This window comes from Echinicola strongylocentroti (assembly GCF_003260975.1).
Taxonomy (GTDB): Bacteria; Bacteroidota; Bacteroidia; order Cytophagales; family Cyclobacteriaceae; genus Echinicola; species Echinicola strongylocentroti.
On sequence record NZ_CP030041.1, the window covers coordinates 5,719,139 to 5,735,231 of the forward strand.

Consider the following 16,093-nt stretch of genomic DNA (forward strand, 5'->3'; position numbering starts at 1 on the left):
TTTTCTTGCACTTTCAGCTCATTCTGGCACCTGTCGGAACAGGCTATTACGATTTCTAATTACATAACCCGGGTTAAAAACCTTGCAAAAGGAATGTTATATAGAGACAACAGAACTGATGACGAACACTAAAATGCAATGGTACACATTAATAGTGACTTGTTTTTTTCTTCTGGCAAGAACGCAGGCCACTTATGCCCAAACGGGACAGGAAACTTCTGAATCAAAGAATGACGCATGGATCATTGACTCGGAGGAAGAGTGGCAGAAGTCAATTCTAGAAAAGTCCCATCTGGCACTTATGGAAGGGAGGGCAGTACCCTCTGGAAAGCATGCCTCCATTCATAGTGTGATCAGACAGTTTGACCAAAAGCGTTCTGTAAAGACCATTACCTTATCTCAATCACCTGAATGGACCAATTGGAAGGCGGTTCCCAATATTGGGCCGTCCAATCTGGGGGATGCCCCTGTCGCTTTACAATTGGGAAATGGCAATTATTGGATGTTTGGTAGATATGGACAAAGTAAAAGCCAAAAGGACGGCTCTTTCCAGGGAGAGGAGGCCCAGTTGGAGGGATTTGATAGTGAGTTGAAAACCACCCCCTTCAAAAACCAATATGATGCCCCCGGCGGCCTAAAGCCTGGCAAGGGCGGTTATCATGCCTGGCAAAGCAAGGATATGGTGAATTGGGTACATCATGGCCCTGTATCAGAAAGCTTCTCCAAGTGGGTTACTACTGCCGAGTATGTGGACGGCAAACTGTACTTATACTATGATTTTCCCAACGATCAGGATCCGCATTTATACATTGATGACGACCTGACTGATGGTGAGCCAGGTGAGAATATGGGAATGACTTTTAATGATCCCACGCATGGTTCCGACTGTGCCGTAATTCGGGACTTGGAGGGCAATTTCCATTTGATTGTGGAAGACTGGTCACCTATCAATGCTTCTACACACGCGTGGGATTCTCCTTTGGCGGTACACGCAATAAGTGTCGATGGCATCAACGATTTTAAAACGCTGGGCCCTCCAGTTGATGAACGTACCCAACCTACAGGAGAAATCGCTGAATATGTCCATCCCCATTGGTATGCGGAAGACCCCGGGCGATTTCCGGGAAGAACAGCGACTGAGGATGTTCCCCAACACAGAATTAAGAAAGGCGAAACCCGTGCTTTTGCCCAATATGAAATTCACGAGCCTGAGCAAAATGCTTACGGCGATTGGGCGGCCATATCCATTGGTGGGCAGTATTATTTGTTTGCTGACTTTGATCCAGCGGGTAGTCATGGAAGAGAACATATGAGTGCGGCCTGGTTTACTTCCAGTGATATCAACCAGCCCTTTACCTTTTGCGGTAATATCGGTCAAGGGCATCCTGATCCGGATATTCTATTTGCTGAGGAACAATTTTACTTGGTGACACAAATGGATACTGACTATATCAGCCCCGGGCCATGGGTAGAAACCGTAAAAGTGCGTATGGGAGTAGATACGACCAATGATGGTGCCATCGATCATTGGGGCAAATGGGCAACTGTACAGGAGCGATATGAAAATATAGAAGGGTTTGCCAAACAAATTGGCAAAATACCAGCACAGCTTGACCTCAGTGGGCTGCCAGAAGGCTATGGTTTCCAGTTTGAGGTACAGATCATAGATGCCACTGAAAATGAATCCCAACCTATACTCGATAAGGTGGAGGTTTTGTTCGAATGACCATGTCTTTTCATTTTAATTCAAATTTGAGCTCCATGAATAAAAAAATCGGACTATTCATTCTGCTGTTATTCGTAACAGTAAGATCATATTCACAGTCAGACATGAAGTCTATTGATGTGCAATACTCGCAGCTTCAAGGTCTTGAGGCTGACTCGGAGGGGTTTATTCGTCGAGACAATAGTGATATCATTAAAGTTGACGGTCTGTATTACGTGTGGTATTCCAAGATGAGGCAATTTGTCCCGGGCTTGCCTATTGTTTCTACTATTTGGTACGCCACTTCCCCCGATGGATATACCTGGACAGAAGAAGAGGAATGCTTGGTGACCGGGGATAAAGGAAAATGGGATGACCTATATGTCTATACACCTGGTATTCTCGTGGCAGAGGGGAAATATTATCTCTTTTATACTGCCATGTCTACTGTCCATTCTGAAAATGGGCTTTCACAACCAAATACCGCTATCGGCATCGCAGTTGCCAATTCTCCAGATGGGCCATGGACCAAAATGGCATCTAATCCAGTTTTACTGCCCAGCGAGGACCGGTCCCATTTTGATAGCCATCGGGTCGATGATTCGTGTTTGATCATTAGGGACGGGAAATACTGGCTATACTATAAAGGTCGTCAATGGGGCAAAGGACCCACCGAAACCAAAATGGGCTTGGCAATAGCAGAAAGCCCAGGAGGTCCATACGTCAAGCATAAGAACAATCCACTTGTGGAGGGAAATCACGAAGTGTTGGTTTGGCCACAGGGTGAAGGCGTGGCCGCTTTGGTTGGGATGAAGCTAAAGGAGCGCCAGCAGGTTCCATTTTACCTGGTCTATGCCAATGACGGAATTCACTTTGAAAAGACGCATCAAATAGATAATCAAGATGCCCCTTGGGCTCCCGGAGCGTATAGGCCTGCAGCTTTTACCGACAGTGGCAATGGCCAGATGATTAAATGGGGGCTGCACATTGGGGGCGAAAGACCGGATTTGTTTTTGGAGCGATTTGATTTAGTAGAATAAACAAAGTGGGTAATTGATATAGCGCTCTAATAAAAGGACTGATTTAAATATTACAAATGATACTATGGTGATTTTTGCGTCTGACAATGGACATCGGCTTCCCGCAGGTTCAGCTTATCCCTTGTCTGGTGGAAAAGAAAATACGTACCCCAGAAGTGAATTTGCTTATTATAATGGCCTCACTCTGGAAGCAATTAGGCAGGACGATTGGAAACTGCTTTTACCTCGAGATCCCAATGCGGAAAGAACTGGGGGATTGGGACATGGCAGGAACTGACCGTCCGCAGTTTACCTATCCGGGTAACTTGAATTCAAGGAAGTTAAATAATGAGAAGACAGATAAGTCATACTAATTGAATAATTACTAATAACCATCCAGACCCAATCAATATATCTTTGATCAGATAATTCAAAATAACCATGAAATGCTTTTGGAAAAACGTTAGTTATGCAGGACGACCCTCAAAGAAACGAAGACCAAGTGGTACCTCGATAAACAGGATAGCCTATCTTTTTGGGGTACTTTTCAGTATCGTCATGGCTGGAAGTGTATCGGCTCAGGACACCGCAAAAGAATGGCCGGTATTAAAAACGTATCAAGGCGACTATGCCCAAAAGGTAGCGATGCCATTGGGCGGCATAGGTACGGGAACAGTATCGATAGGGGGAAGAGGTGATCTACGCGATTGGGAGATCGTCAATCAAGGTGCCCTAGGCTGGAAACCGGTGTTCAATTCTGGCAGGGGTTCTATCCGTATAGCGCCATTTTTTGCGATCCGTACCCAAACCGGCGAAGGAGATGTCCAAACAAGGCTTCTGGAAGGGCCACTTTCTTCTGCCAATCTGGAAGGCGATTGGGGAAGTAATGAGCTGAACAGTGGTTTTCCCAGGTTTGGGACCAGTGCTTTTAAAACCGCCTATCCACTGGCCCAAATTGATCTACAGGATGATAACAGCCCAGTAGAAGTTACTTTACAGGCTTTTAACCCCATGGTCCCGGGAGATAGTAAAGTCAGTAGCTTGCCAGGAGCTGTGCTGAAATACGTGGTACATAACAAATCCGACAAAGCCATAGACGCTACAGTATGCGGTGCCATTCCAAATTTTATCGGTACCGATGGATGGGGCGGCGATGCTGCCGGCAATAAAAACACCTTTCATAGAGAGAGCGGACTCAGCGGTATTTTTATGGAAAACACCAATAAAGATAGTCTTAGCGGTAAGTGGGGGACGATGGCACTGGTTACTCCCGAAACTTCCGGTGTGAGTTACCGGACTCAGTGGGATGCGGATTTTAGATGGAATGGATCATTGATCGACTTTTGGGATGACATCAACGATGATGGAATGCTAGAGGAGCAGCATGGTGACTATGAAGGCAATAAGCCAGCTACCTTGGCAATTAAGGCGACCATTCCGCCCCATGGTACCGAGACTTACGTGTTTGTACTTACTTGGAATTTTCCTTATCAGATAGGCTGGGAAGCACAGCCAAATATTGACCATCATCTCATCAAGAACCATTATGCCACGATCTATGATGATGCCTGGGAGGTAGCAAAAGACCTAACGGCCAATTTGGAAACCTTGGAAAACCGGACACTGGAATTTGTCAATGCGTTTGTGAATACGGATGTTCCAGAGGTGCTTAAAGAAGCGGCGCTGTTCAATGTGGCCAATTTGCGCTCTCAAACTGTCTTTCGGGATGAGGATGGGTATACATTTGGCTGGGAAGGAACCGGAAGCATAGAAGGAACGGCCATCAATCCTAAAGGAGCCCAGGCGGGATGGGGGTTTGGGACATGCACCCATGTGTGGAACTACGAGGTGACTACTCCTTTCTTGTTCGGTGATGTGGCGATGAGCATGAGAGAGGTGGAATTTAAATATGGTACCGATATAAAAACCGGCGCCATGGAGCATCGGTATCAGGTTCCGATAAAAACTGCTGAGCAGCGAATGCGGACAGCTGCTGACGGACAGCTAGGATGCATCATGAAAATGTACAGGGAATGGCAATTGTCCGGTGATAACGATAAACTTGCCGAGCTGTACCCAAGTGTAAAAGCGGCAATGGAATATGCCTGGAAGTCCAGTGGATGGGATAAGGATGCCAACGGAGTACTCGAAGGTAAGCACCACAATACCATGGATGTGAGTTATGTAGGCCCCAATCCGCAAATTGCCACTTGGTACCTAGGAGCCTTGAGGGCAAGTGAAGAAATGGCCATACAAATGAAGGACAGGGCATTTTCCGAAAAATGTAGGGAGATGTTTGAATACGGTAGCCAATGGACTGATGAAAATCTATTTAATGGGGAATATTATATCCAAAAAATGCCAGAACCACTGGATTTTCAAGTTGGGGAAGGAATACTGGTAGATCAGCTAGTGGGGCAATATATGGCTCATATCTGTGGATTGGGTTATTTATTGGACAAGGACCATATCACCACCACCTTAAAGACCATCAGAAAGTATAACTGGAAAGAGGATTTTAATAATCACCTGAGCACTTTTAGGAGCTATGCAGTAGGCCAGGAAAAAGGCATGGTGATGGGGTACTATCCAAAAGACAAAAGAGAAGCTCGACCTTTCCCTTATTACAGCGAAGTAATGACTGGTTTTGAGTACAGTACTGGGGCTCACATGCTGTATGAGGGCTTAGGAGAGGAAGGTTTATCGGTTTTTCAGGCTGTGAGGGACCGGTACGATGGCAAAAAAAGAAACCCCTTTAACGAAGGAGAATTTGGTCACCGCTATGCCAGGGCAATGGCCTCTTATAGTGGGCTATTGGCCTATACAGGCTTTGAGTACAGTGCAGTTACGAAGAGCATGAGGTTTAATGACCTGGAAGGAAAATACTTTTGGTCAAATGGCTATCAGTACGGTACTGTGGAAATAGCCACAGAAGATGGACAAAAAAAGGCTACGCTTACCGTTTTGAACGATTCAATGGAGCTACGGTCATTTGGGCTTAAAGGTCATAAGGCCCAGACATTTAAAAAAGGAAAAATAGTTGGTGAAAATGACCCAGTGGTAATGACGGTGGGGAGTTGATGGCGGCGGTGATCATTCTCCCCGCTTTATCGATGTCTACGTTCATTTTATACCAAAAAGTACTAGCGTGTGCACCGGGACAGGAGGCTTAATTTACTAATTGGTTCAGAAGCAGGCTTCCCGTGGCATGCTTGATAAATAGAGAAAAGGATATATCTACATATAATAAATTCAATAATGGTTCGAGAAATAGCACAAAAGACACAGCAGTTTAGTTTCAAAAAGTCCATCACAGGCATGTTACTGGTTTTACTGGTCGGCGGTTGTTCTTCAGGTAGTGACACCAAATCAGCAGGTCACATAGAGGAAACGACCGAAGGGCCAGAAACGATCAGCTTTTCCTATTCAGAAGTCTCTGGTGTGGGGAAAGATGACGTTTACAACAGAAGGGATCCAAGCGATGTGATCAAGGTAGGGGACAAGTATTATGTGTGGTATACCCGTATGGATAGCCCTATTAGATCGGGATATTGGGGCACCATCTGGTATGCTACTTCGGAAGATGAAGGCCGGACTTGGGAGGAGCAAGGTATGGCACTCGGCCTTGGTGGTGAGGGAGCTTTTGATAGCCACTCTGTATTTACGCCCAATATACTTGCCCATGAAGGAAAATATTATCTCTACTATACAGGAGTAAAACCTACACCTGGCAATCCCAACAAAGAATTTGAAAATAACTCGGAGAATGATGTTACGGCGCTGGGCGTAGCGGTGGCCGATAGCCCTGATGGGCCATTTACCAGAGTTAATGACCAGCCCATTTTAGAAGTAAGTAAAGAGGCCGAAGATTTTGACAGCTATCGCATTGACGATGCGAGTATGCTGGTCAAGGATGGTAAAATCTGGATGTACTACAAAGGCCGTTGTTTTGCAGATGGTAAGGAGGGACCAAGACGTACAAAAATGGGGGTGGCCATGGCCGATCATCCAACAGGCCCTTTTGAGAAGCACCACGAGCCTATTTTGGATGAAAGCCATGAGGTGCTGATATGGCTAGAAGATGGAGGAGTGGCTTCTTTAGCATCCATCAGTGCGTCCATTTACATGGCACCCGATGGGCTGCACTTTTCTAATTTGTACAGCAACTTGGAAAACATCCCTAAGGCACCAGGGCTATACCGTCCCCACTTAGAAGAGGGTAATTCATCAGAGGAAATCCCTGGATGGGGTATCGGAATGATCCAAGGTAATGAAGAAGCTTATTTGCTTCGATATGAGATACATAGAGACTAAGGAGGCGAATCAGCATTCATGAAATAACTATAAACCAATGAGAATAATACCAAGGAAATACCCCATAGGACTCGCTGCACGCGTAAAATGCAGCCTTAATGATGTCATTGTGGCATTACTTTCCTTGGTCATCGTCAGTTGTGGGCAAGTCCATGAAACCGAAAATGGTGCTCTTCCCAATATCATTTTGATCAATGTAGATGATCTGGGATATGGCGATCTCAGCTGCTATGGAGCCACAAAGGTGAACACACCTCATATTGATAGGTTGGCCAGTGAGGGAATGAAATTTACGGATGCACATTCTGCATCAGCAGTTTGTACCCCTTCACGGTATGCGATATTGACGGGAAAATATCCATTTAAGGAAGGACTTTGGGGACCATTGAGATTGAATCAAAAGCTAATTGTGGATACGACCCAAATCACCATTGCCCGTCTTCTGAAAAATAAAGCGTATCAAACGGCCTACTTTGGTAAGTGGCATTTGGGGTTTGGAAACGAAACTCCTACGGACTGGAATGCCCCTTTGGTGCCTGGTCCTTTGCAGCTTGGCTTTGATTATTACTATGGGATTCCCTTTGTCAATAGTGGCCCTCCGTATGTTTTTGTGGAAAATGACAGGGTAGTAGGGTTGGATGCGGATGATCCCATTGTTTTTGGAGGCAAGCCTGCAAGCAAAACTCCTGTCTATCCCCATAAGAGGGAAAACCTGTTTGCTGGCGGAGCCAAAGCACACGCATTGTATAAGGATAATGAAATGGGGAAAGTACTGGCTGAGAAATCAGTTGAATGGATTCGGAAGGATAGGGACAGCCCATTCTTTTTATACCTCATTCCGACACATATCCATCATCCCTTTACGCCCGCATCGAAGTTTGAGGGGAGCAGCCAAGCTGGGATTTACGGTGATTTTATCCATGAGCTGGATTGGATGGTAGGGGAGATGGTGGCGGCAGTGGAAGAGATGGGGATGACCGATAATACCTTAATCATCCTTACCAGCAATAACGGCGGGATGCTCAGTGTCGCAGGGCAGGAGGCTTGGAAGCTTGGGCATCATAATAATGGCGAGTTATTGGGATTTAAGTACGATGCTTGGGAAGGAGGCCATCGCATACCCTTGATTGCCAAATGGCCTGCTAAAATCCAGAAAGGGGTGGTGTCAGAGGCATTGGTTGGCAATCTCGATTACCTGGCCACCTTTGCGGAAATTATCGGCGAAGACTTGGAGGGTGAAGCGGCCAAGGACAGCTTTAGTTTTCTGAGTTCATTGTTGGGCAGTGAAGATAGGCAGGTCCGGAAAGAACTTGTTTTGGCTCCTAGGCATGAAAGCCATCTTGCTCTACGCCAAGGGAAGTGGCTGTTTATCGATGCCCAAGGCAGTGGTGGGTTTACTAGTGAAGACATTGGTTCACAGACGCTTGGTGGCGCCGCAGCGCATGTCTTTACCAAACACATCAATAGTGATATTGAAGATGGCAAGTATAAAGCTTCTGCGCCTCCTGCACAGCTGTATGACCTTGACTCTGACTTATCGCAAACAACTAATTTGTATAACCAATTTCCTGAAATAAGGGATCAGATGAGAGCTAGACTGAACGAATTGCGAGGTCAAGATGAACAGTAGGGCTCAGCGGTACCCCTTGTGGATGGGGCGAGGATTAAGAAAGTGCCAGTGAGCAGTAGCAATGATGACAAAAATACGATAAAGATGATACTGAAGACCAATACACTATTGTTTTTAGGGGCATTGATCATGCTGACTTCTTGTGGAAGCGGTGATCAACAATCCTCAGAGGAGGAAAAATCGGCTCCTCCGAATGTTATTCTCATCTATGCCGACGACTTGGGATATGGGGATCTCAGCTGTCAGGGAGCCACCAAGGTACATACCCCAAACATTGACAAATTAGCTGCTGAAGGCAGGAGGTTTACAGATGCTCATTCGGTATCGGCGGTATGCACGCCATCGAGGTATGCACTGCTTACGGGGGAGTATCCCATTCGAGCGGACAGTTGGGGGCCGTTGAGTCCATTGTCAAACTTGATTATCGATACCACTACGACGACAGTAGGCAAGGTCTTTCAGAACAAGGGATATGCAACCGCCTGTCTGGGAAAATGGCATTTGGGCTTTGGAAACGGACAGAACGATTGGCAAATGCCCCTCGCTCCGGGACCTAATGAGGTAGGGTTTGATTATTACTGGGGTGTGCCGCTGGTAAATAGTGGCAGTCCATTTGTATATGTAGAAAACAAGACCGTGGTAGGGCATGATCCTGATGATCCGTTGGTTTATTTGGGTAGGGATAACGAGCAGAATCTTACCCCGTCACCCACACCAACTTTTCCGAAAGAGGCTTCTGTTAAAAGCCCAAATAGATTTGCGGGTGCTCTCAAGGCCCATCAGATATATGATGATGAAAAGACAGGTACCTATCTCACCCAAAAAGCTGTCAGCTGGATTGGTGAGCACAAAGAGGATCCCTTCTTTCTCTATTTTGCCACGACCAATATCCATCATCCCTTCACCCCAGCCCCCCAATTTAAGGGAACGAGTCAAGCGGGGCTTTATGGAGACTATATCCATGAGTTGGACTGGATGGTAGGCGAGATCATGCAGTCGTTGGAAGAACATGGATTGGCAGAAAATACCATGGTCATTTTTACGAGTGACAATGGAGGCATGCTGAATTTAGGTGGACGCATAGCCGTGGAGCAAGGTCATAAGATCAATGGAGATTTGCTGGGCTTTAAGTTTGGTGTGTGGGAAGGAGGTCACCGAGTGCCATTTATTGTAAAATGGCCGGGACAAGTACCCAGCGGTACTGTGTCTGACCAACTCATTTCTAATGTGGACATGCTAGCCACTTTTGCTGCGCTTACCGGACAAGGTATTTCCGAAGATAATAAAGACAGTGAAAATGTATTGCCTGCATTATTGGGAGAGGAAGGAGGACGCAATGAATTGGTTTTGGCTCCACGACATTCCAAAAACCTGTCGTTGAGAAAAGGCAAATGGATGTATATCCCTTCACAGGGGAGCGGGGGATTTGGCGGCTCCAAGCCTGAGCACCATGCTTGGGGAGGGTATCCTGCGGCAGCGTTTGTCGGTAGCCAAAACAGCGATATGGAAAATGGAAAACGTAAAGCTGATGCTCCACCAGCACAGCTATATGATATGGCCAATGACCCCAATCAAACCCAAAATGTTTATCACGAGTATCCTGAAGTGGTCACTGCTATGGATACCCGACTAGTAGAATTGAAGAAAAGCATAACCGAGAAATGATGAGTAAAGCCATAACAGCCGTGTCAAGAAGACTCACACCATTTATTTTCTTATTGGGAGTAAGTATGAGTGGTTTTTCACAGGCTAGCCATAAGGAAGCATCACAAAAGCCTCCCAATATCATTCTGATCAATGCCGATGACTTAGGCTACGGGGATGTGGGGTGCTATGGCGCGACGATGGTGCAGACACCGAATATCGATCGACTGGCGAGAGAAGGGCGTCGGTTTACAGATGCACATACAGCCTCTGCGGTATGTTCTCCCTCTCGGTATGGGTTGATGACGGGACAATACCCCTTGCGAAGGAATTTTTGGGGGCCTATTCCCGGGGTTACGGAAGGGCTGACCATAGATAAAGATAGCCAGACATTGGCCAGCACCCTTAAGAAGTCCGGTTATGCGACGGCTTGCGTGGGCAAATGGCACTTGGGTTTTGGAGAAGAGGCTCCCAATTGGAACGGAGAGCTAACCCCGGGGCCTTTGGAACTTGGCTTTGACTATTATTTCGGGATTCCCACCGTAAACAGCGGCCCGCCATTTGTCTATGTAGAGAATCATCATGTCGTGGGATACGATCCTCAAGACCCCTTTGTGATGAAAACCGAAGCAGCTACACAAAAATGGCCTGCCAAAAGTGGCTATAACCAAATAGGGGGAGCCCAAAAAGCCCATCTCCTGTATGAAGACGAGAAGGTGGGCACCACACTCAAAAACAAGGCGGTAGCATGGATGGAAAGCAGGGCCCAAAAACAAGATGATCGGCCTTTTTTCCTGTATTTGGCCACTACCAATATACACCATCCTTTTACTCCAGCGCCACAATTCAAGGGAACGAGCCAAGCAGGTCGCTACGGGGGTTTTATTCATGAATTGGATTGGATAGTTGGAGAAATTGTGAAGACCGTGGAAGCAATGGGTGAGGAAGAGAATACTTTGGTGATTTTTACCAGCGATAATGGAGGGATGTTAAACCATGGTGGACAAGATGCCTGGAAAGCAGGGCATAGGCTTAATGGGGATTTACTTGGATTTAAGTTTGGCGCTTGGGAAGGAGGTCATCGGGTGCCTTTTATCGCTAAATGGCCCGGTAAGGTGCCTGCCAATAGTACATCCGATCATTTGCTGAGCCAAGTGGATCTATTGGCGACCTTTGCGGCCATTACCAATCAGCCCTTGAACGAAGAGGAGGAACACGACAGTATCGATCAGTTAGCCGAACTGACTGGTGAGGCTGACACTCCCCAACGGGAAATGTTGGTTATTTCCCCGAACAGTCCGGAGCATTTGGTGATCAGAAAAGGGGATTGGGTCTATATTCCCGCTCAGGATGCAGGAGGATTTCAGGGAAAGAAAGTGGGAGACCACACCTTGGGAGGTGCGGCGGCATTTGCCCTTACAGGACAAAAAAACAGTGATGTAAGCGGGCACAAAATCCGAACTGATGCCCCAAAGGACCAATTGTATAACCTGAAAGAAGACCTGTCCCAAACCGAAAATGTCGTGATGGAAAACCCAGCAATAAGCAATGAGCTCAGGCAACTATTGGCCACATATAGGAATATGATAGGTCCTTATCCGAAGCTGGGGTGGATTAATATTGATGCCGTAGCCGCCCGTGAAAAAAGACAACAAGAAGCCCAAAAACCATGATATTCCTAAAACTTTCTCCGTCCTTTTGGATGGTATCTTTTACACTCTTTGTTGGGATAATAAGTAGTGGCCACGGCCAAGAAGTAGCCCCTTCTGGATCAGGTGGAGAAACTTACTACGAACGCCCCAATTTGGTCATTATCTTTACTGATGATCAGGGGTATGGGGACCTCAGCTGTTTTGGAGGTGAGCATGTGTTTACGCCAAACATCGACCAAATGGCCAAGGAAGGCGCCCGGCTCACCAGCTTTTATGTGGCCGCACCACTTTGTAGCCCCTCACGGGCAGCACTCATGACCGGGTCGTACCCCAGAAGGGTAGGCATGGAACCTTCTTCCAGTTTGGCAATTGACCTGCCCAATGTCCCTCCCGGAAAGAGGTTTCCTGTTTGCTTGGCAGGAGATGGCAATGGGCTAAACCCTGATGAAATTACCCTAGCTGAAATAGCCCGTTCTGCGGGATACAGAACAGGGATTTTTGGAAAATGGCACCTTGGGGACCAGCCTGAATTTCTACCTACTAGACAAGGGTTCGAGGAGTTTTTTGGCCTGCCTTATAGTCATGACATTACCCCGAGGCATCCTCGCCAAGAATATTTTCAATTTCCTCCGCTACCTCTCCTTGATGGCGAAGAGGTGATCGAACTCGACCCCGATGATAATTACCTGACCCGTAGGGTCACCGAAAGGGCTGTTAAGTTTATTAAAGACCATAAGGAGGAGCCTTTCTTTCTGTACGTTCCTCATCCTATTCCACATGGGCCTTTGGCAGCCTCTGCCGAAATTAAAGAAGAATATGCTAAGGTATTGGCTGATGGAAATACAGCCTCGCCCAATATTTATTCTACGGCCATTTATGAAATAGACTGGTCAGTAGGAGAGATTCTTTCCACACTAAAGGAACAGGGAATCGACGAAAACACGATCGTATTATTTACCAGTGACAATGGAGCCTCTAGGCGTGGGTCTACCAAGCCGCTGTCAGGATATAAGGGGCAGACCTTGGAGGGAGGTATGCGTATGCCCACCGTGATTAGGTGGCCAAAAGAAATCGAACCCGGCAGCGACAGTGACGAACTGCTCACAGCAATGGACCTGCTACCGACCTTTGCCAACCTTATAGGTGCCAAGGTGCCCAATGATCGTATTATTGATGGCAAAGACATCTTACCCGTACTCACAGAAGGAGCAAAAAGCCCCCATGAATATTTCTTCTACTCCCACTGGGGGACGTTGGAAGCGGTAAGGTGGAAGGATTGGAAACTTCGCATCATCGAGGGAAAAGAAGCACTCTATAACCTTAAATCGGACATTGCCGAAAAGAAAAACCTCGCCTCCCAAGAGCCTGAAATAGTGGCACAGTTGAAAAAGGCCATGGTGGCATTTGAAGAAGATATAAAGAAAAATTCCCGGCCGGCAGGGCACGTGGAAGACCCGGAAATATTGACCATAAATAAGTAAAAGACATAAAATAACCATGAAAAAACTTCAAATAACCGGTAAGGACAATAGTTACCCAAGAGTCGCTGTATGTTCGCTGATCATGCTGCTCTCACAGGTGATGTCGTTATATGCACAATCTGAAAGTAGCAATTGGCCTGTGCTGAAAACCTATGACCAGGAGCATATCCAGAAAATAGCCATGCCAGTAGGCGGCATTGGCACGGGGACGGTTTCCTTGACAGGTAGAGGGTCGTTAGAGGATTGGGAGATCATGAACCGTCCGTCAAAGGGATTTAATCCTACCTTGGAAAACCGGGGCCCTGTAAAACAAAAAGGGCCGTTTTTTGCCATTTATATGGAAGATGGAGAGGGGAAAAAGCAGACCCGATTGCTGGAAGGCCCCCCAGATCCAGGGCATTTTGAAGGACCATGGGGAGCTACTTCAAACCATCATGGCCTGCCCCGATTCAGCAATGCAAGCTTTAAAACGGCCTATCCTTTTGGTCAGGTTTTTTTGAGCGATGAACATCTTCCCGTTGATGTGGTCGTTGGGGCATTCAATCCGCTTATTCCCGGGAATATTGATGACAGCAGTATCCCGATGGTTGTGCTGAACTATACCGTCAAAAATACCACCGATAAAGAAATTACCGTCTCTCTTGGCGGCACGATTCAGAACTTTATAGGCTACGATGGCCAGCGAGGTGAAGCAAAAGATAATGTGAATGTTTATAGAGAGGATGAAGGCATCAAGGGTATTCACTATACCACCAATGGCGTGGATCCTGACAGTGAGCAATGGGGGACGATGAGTTTTGTTTCTTTAAATGAAGGACAGACAACTTATCGTACCGCTTGGGAAAAGATGGAGAGCCGATGGGATAAAAAAAGGTTGGACTACTGGGATGATTTTTCGGAAGACGGTGTGTTGGAAAAAAGGGAGAACGATGCTGCCAATGCTCCTTTGGGGTCCATGGCCATAAAAACCACCCTCCAGGCAGGGGAGGAAAAGGATTTTCGATTTCTGATCAGTTGGCATTTTCCCAATAGGCAGACTTGGGATAAGCCGGGCTTTCAAAAGTACATTAAGGCCACTGTAGGGAATTATTACACGACAAAGTACACTGATTCTTGGGATGTAATTACCCAGACCCTACCACGACTAGAGGAGTTGGAGGACAAGACCAAGATGTTTGTAAATGCGCTGATTGAAAGTGATATTCCCACAGAAATAAAGGAATCTTCGCTGTTTAATTTGGCACATCTCCGTACCCAGCTGGCCTTTCGTATTGAGAGCGGGCATTTTTTAGGATGGGAAGGGCTGTTTAATAATCACGGTTCTTGTTTTGGTTCATGCACCCATGTTTGGAACTATGAGCAGACCACCGCATTTCTTTTTGGTGAACTGGCCAAAACCATGCGGGACGTTGAATATGGCTATGCTACCGATGATGATGGCCTTATGAGTTTTAGGGCTTATCTGCCGCTGGACTCAGCCCAAGTTTGGGGAAAAGCTGCTGCAGATGGACAGATGGGCAGCATTATGCAGTTCTACCGTGAATGGCAGTTGTCCGGGGATGATGAATTCCTCAAGCAGCATTGGCCAATGGTAAAGAAATCCTTGGAGTTTTGTTGGATTCCAGGTGGCTGGGATGCCAATAAGGACGGTGTGATGGAAGGTTCTCAGCATAATACAATGGACGTAGAATATTTTGGTCCCAATCCCCAAATGGGATTTTGGTACTTGGGGGCACTGAAGGCCTCAGCCGAAATCGCAAGTTACTTGGGAGAAAAGGAGTTTGCATCGACCTGCAATGTGCTGTTCGAAAATGGATCTGAGTGGATGGACCAGCACCTGTTTAATGGCGAATATTATGAACAGGATATTCAGCCTCCCATGACAGCGGACAATGTAGCGCCGGCGCTTATGGAAATCACCACTGGCAAAGATGCCATTGACCTCACCTCACCGGATTTCCAATTGGGCAAGGGCGTTTTGGTAGATCAGCTGATAGGGCAGATGTTTGCCCACGTAGTAGGGCTTGGATATCTCGGCAAGGAGGAAAACATCAAGCAAACGCTGGAGTCCATAATGAAATATAACTATGTGGAAGAGATGAGTTCCCATGCCAATTTTCACCGCTCGTATGCCTTGGGAGATGAATCGGCGCTGGTGATGGCAGCCTATCCCGGAGAGAGACCCGAAAAGCCATTCCCGTATTTTACAGAGGTCATGACGGGTTTTGAATATACGGCAGCAATAGGGATGTTGCAGGAAGGTCAGGTAGAAAATGGATTAAAATGCATAAGGAATATACGAGAACGCTACGATGGCAAAAAGAGAAGTCCTTTTAATGAAGCAGAAGCTGGACACCACTATGCCAGGAGTATGATTGCTTGGGCCGGTGTATTGGCCAGCGCTAAATTCCACTATTCTGCTGTAGACCGGTCCATGGCCTTTACCTCTACACCTGGCACGTACTTTTGGTCCAATGGCTACAGCTGGGGAACCTGTGAAGTGAAAAATGGCGAAGCTTTATTATCGGTGCTTTCAGGAAAGCTGGTACTGGACAGTTTTTCACTGGAAGGAACGGGCACTAAAGACCTTGGCGGTAGATCCATTCAATCATCAGAAACAGTTACCATCAAACTATAAGGACAATGGG

10 protein-coding genes are annotated in these 16,093 nt (G+C 46.7%); all 10 read left to right on the forward strand.

All coding sequences use genetic code 11. From position 1 onward, the window contains the following. The first annotated feature begins 118 nt into the window (after positions 1-118). Positions 119-1,726 (forward strand): hypothetical protein, encoded by a 1,608-nt coding sequence (locus DN752_RS22630; RefSeq protein WP_211324077.1) that lies wholly within the window; start codon positions 119-121, stop codon positions 1,724-1,726. 35 nt (positions 1,727-1,761) lie between these two features. Next, positions 1,762-2,745, forward strand: a complete 984-nt coding sequence (locus tag DN752_RS22635) for a family 43 glycosylhydrolase (RefSeq protein WP_112786671.1) — start codon at positions 1,762-1,764, stop codon at positions 2,743-2,745. A gap of 128 nt (positions 2,746-2,873) precedes the next feature. Beyond that, positions 2,874-3,098 carry a hypothetical protein gene (locus DN752_RS22640; protein WP_162633326.1) on the forward strand — a complete coding sequence of 75 codons (225 nt, stop codon included), beginning with the start codon at positions 2,874-2,876 and terminating at the stop codon, positions 3,096-3,098. Positions 3,099-3,165: 67 nt separating this feature from the next. Next, positions 3,166-5,805: a GH116 family glycosyl-hydrolase gene (locus DN752_RS22645; RefSeq protein ID WP_112786088.1), complete on the forward strand. Its 2,640-nt coding sequence runs from the start codon at positions 3,166-3,168 to the stop codon at positions 5,803-5,805. A 177-nt stretch (positions 5,806-5,982) separates the two neighbouring features. Next, positions 5,983-7,038, forward strand: coding sequence for a family 43 glycosylhydrolase (locus tag DN752_RS22650; RefSeq protein ID WP_112786089.1), 1,056 nt, complete (start codon positions 5,983-5,985; stop codon positions 7,036-7,038). 37 nt (positions 7,039-7,075) lie between these two features. Further along, positions 7,076-8,668 carry a sulfatase family protein gene (locus tag DN752_RS22655; protein ID WP_112786090.1) on the forward strand — a complete coding sequence of 531 codons (1,593 nt, stop codon included), beginning with the start codon at positions 7,076-7,078 and terminating at the stop codon, positions 8,666-8,668. 84 nt (positions 8,669-8,752) lie between these two features. Then, positions 8,753-10,333, forward strand: a complete 1,581-nt coding sequence (locus DN752_RS22660) for a sulfatase-like hydrolase/transferase (RefSeq protein ID WP_112786672.1) — start codon at positions 8,753-8,755, stop codon at positions 10,331-10,333. Then, on the forward strand, positions 10,330-11,985 hold the full coding sequence (locus DN752_RS22665) for a sulfatase family protein (protein ID WP_211324078.1): 1,656 nt from the start codon (positions 10,330-10,332) through the stop codon (positions 11,983-11,985). Before DN752_RS22660 ends, DN752_RS22665 begins: the two co-directional genes overlap by 4 nt. Beyond that, entirely contained in the window at positions 11,982-13,445 is a 1,464-nt protein-coding gene (locus DN752_RS22670) for a sulfatase family protein (RefSeq protein ID WP_112786092.1), read from the forward strand. The genes DN752_RS22665 and DN752_RS22670 overlap by 4 nt, the downstream gene beginning before the upstream one ends. A 16-nt stretch (positions 13,446-13,461) precedes the next feature. After that, the gene (locus tag DN752_RS22675) at positions 13,462-16,083 is read left to right on the forward strand and encodes a GH116 family glycosyl-hydrolase (RefSeq protein ID WP_112786093.1); all 2,622 of its coding nucleotides are present in this window, start codon (positions 13,462-13,464) and stop codon (positions 16,081-16,083) included. Positions 16,084-16,093 lie beyond the last annotated feature (10 nt).

What these genes read in the sequence shown, in the direction of transcription:
- DN752_RS22630 (WP_211324077.1), top strand. Translation starts at nt 119, where the DNA reads ATGACGAACACTAAAATGCAATGGTACACATTAATAGTGACTTGTTTT.
- DN752_RS22635 (WP_112786671.1), top strand. Translation starts at nt 1,762, where the DNA reads ATGAATAAAAAAATCGGACTATTCATTCTGCTGTTATTCGTAACAGTA.
- DN752_RS22645 (WP_112786088.1), top strand. Translation starts at nt 3,166, where the DNA reads ATGAAATGCTTTTGGAAAAACGTTAGTTATGCAGGACGACCCTCAAAG.
- DN752_RS22650 (WP_112786089.1), top strand. Translation starts at nt 5,983, where the DNA reads ATGGTTCGAGAAATAGCACAAAAGACACAGCAGTTTAGTTTCAAAAAG.
- DN752_RS22655 (WP_112786090.1), top strand. Translation starts at nt 7,076, where the DNA reads ATGAGAATAATACCAAGGAAATACCCCATAGGACTCGCTGCACGCGTA.
- DN752_RS22660 (WP_112786672.1), top strand. Translation starts at nt 8,753, where the DNA reads ATGATACTGAAGACCAATACACTATTGTTTTTAGGGGCATTGATCATG.
- DN752_RS22665 (WP_211324078.1), top strand. Translation starts at nt 10,330, where the DNA reads ATGATGAGTAAAGCCATAACAGCCGTGTCAAGAAGACTCACACCATTT.
- DN752_RS22670 (WP_112786092.1), top strand. Translation starts at nt 11,982, where the DNA reads ATGATATTCCTAAAACTTTCTCCGTCCTTTTGGATGGTATCTTTTACA.
- DN752_RS22675 (WP_112786093.1), top strand. Translation starts at nt 13,462, where the DNA reads ATGAAAAAACTTCAAATAACCGGTAAGGACAATAGTTACCCAAGAGTC.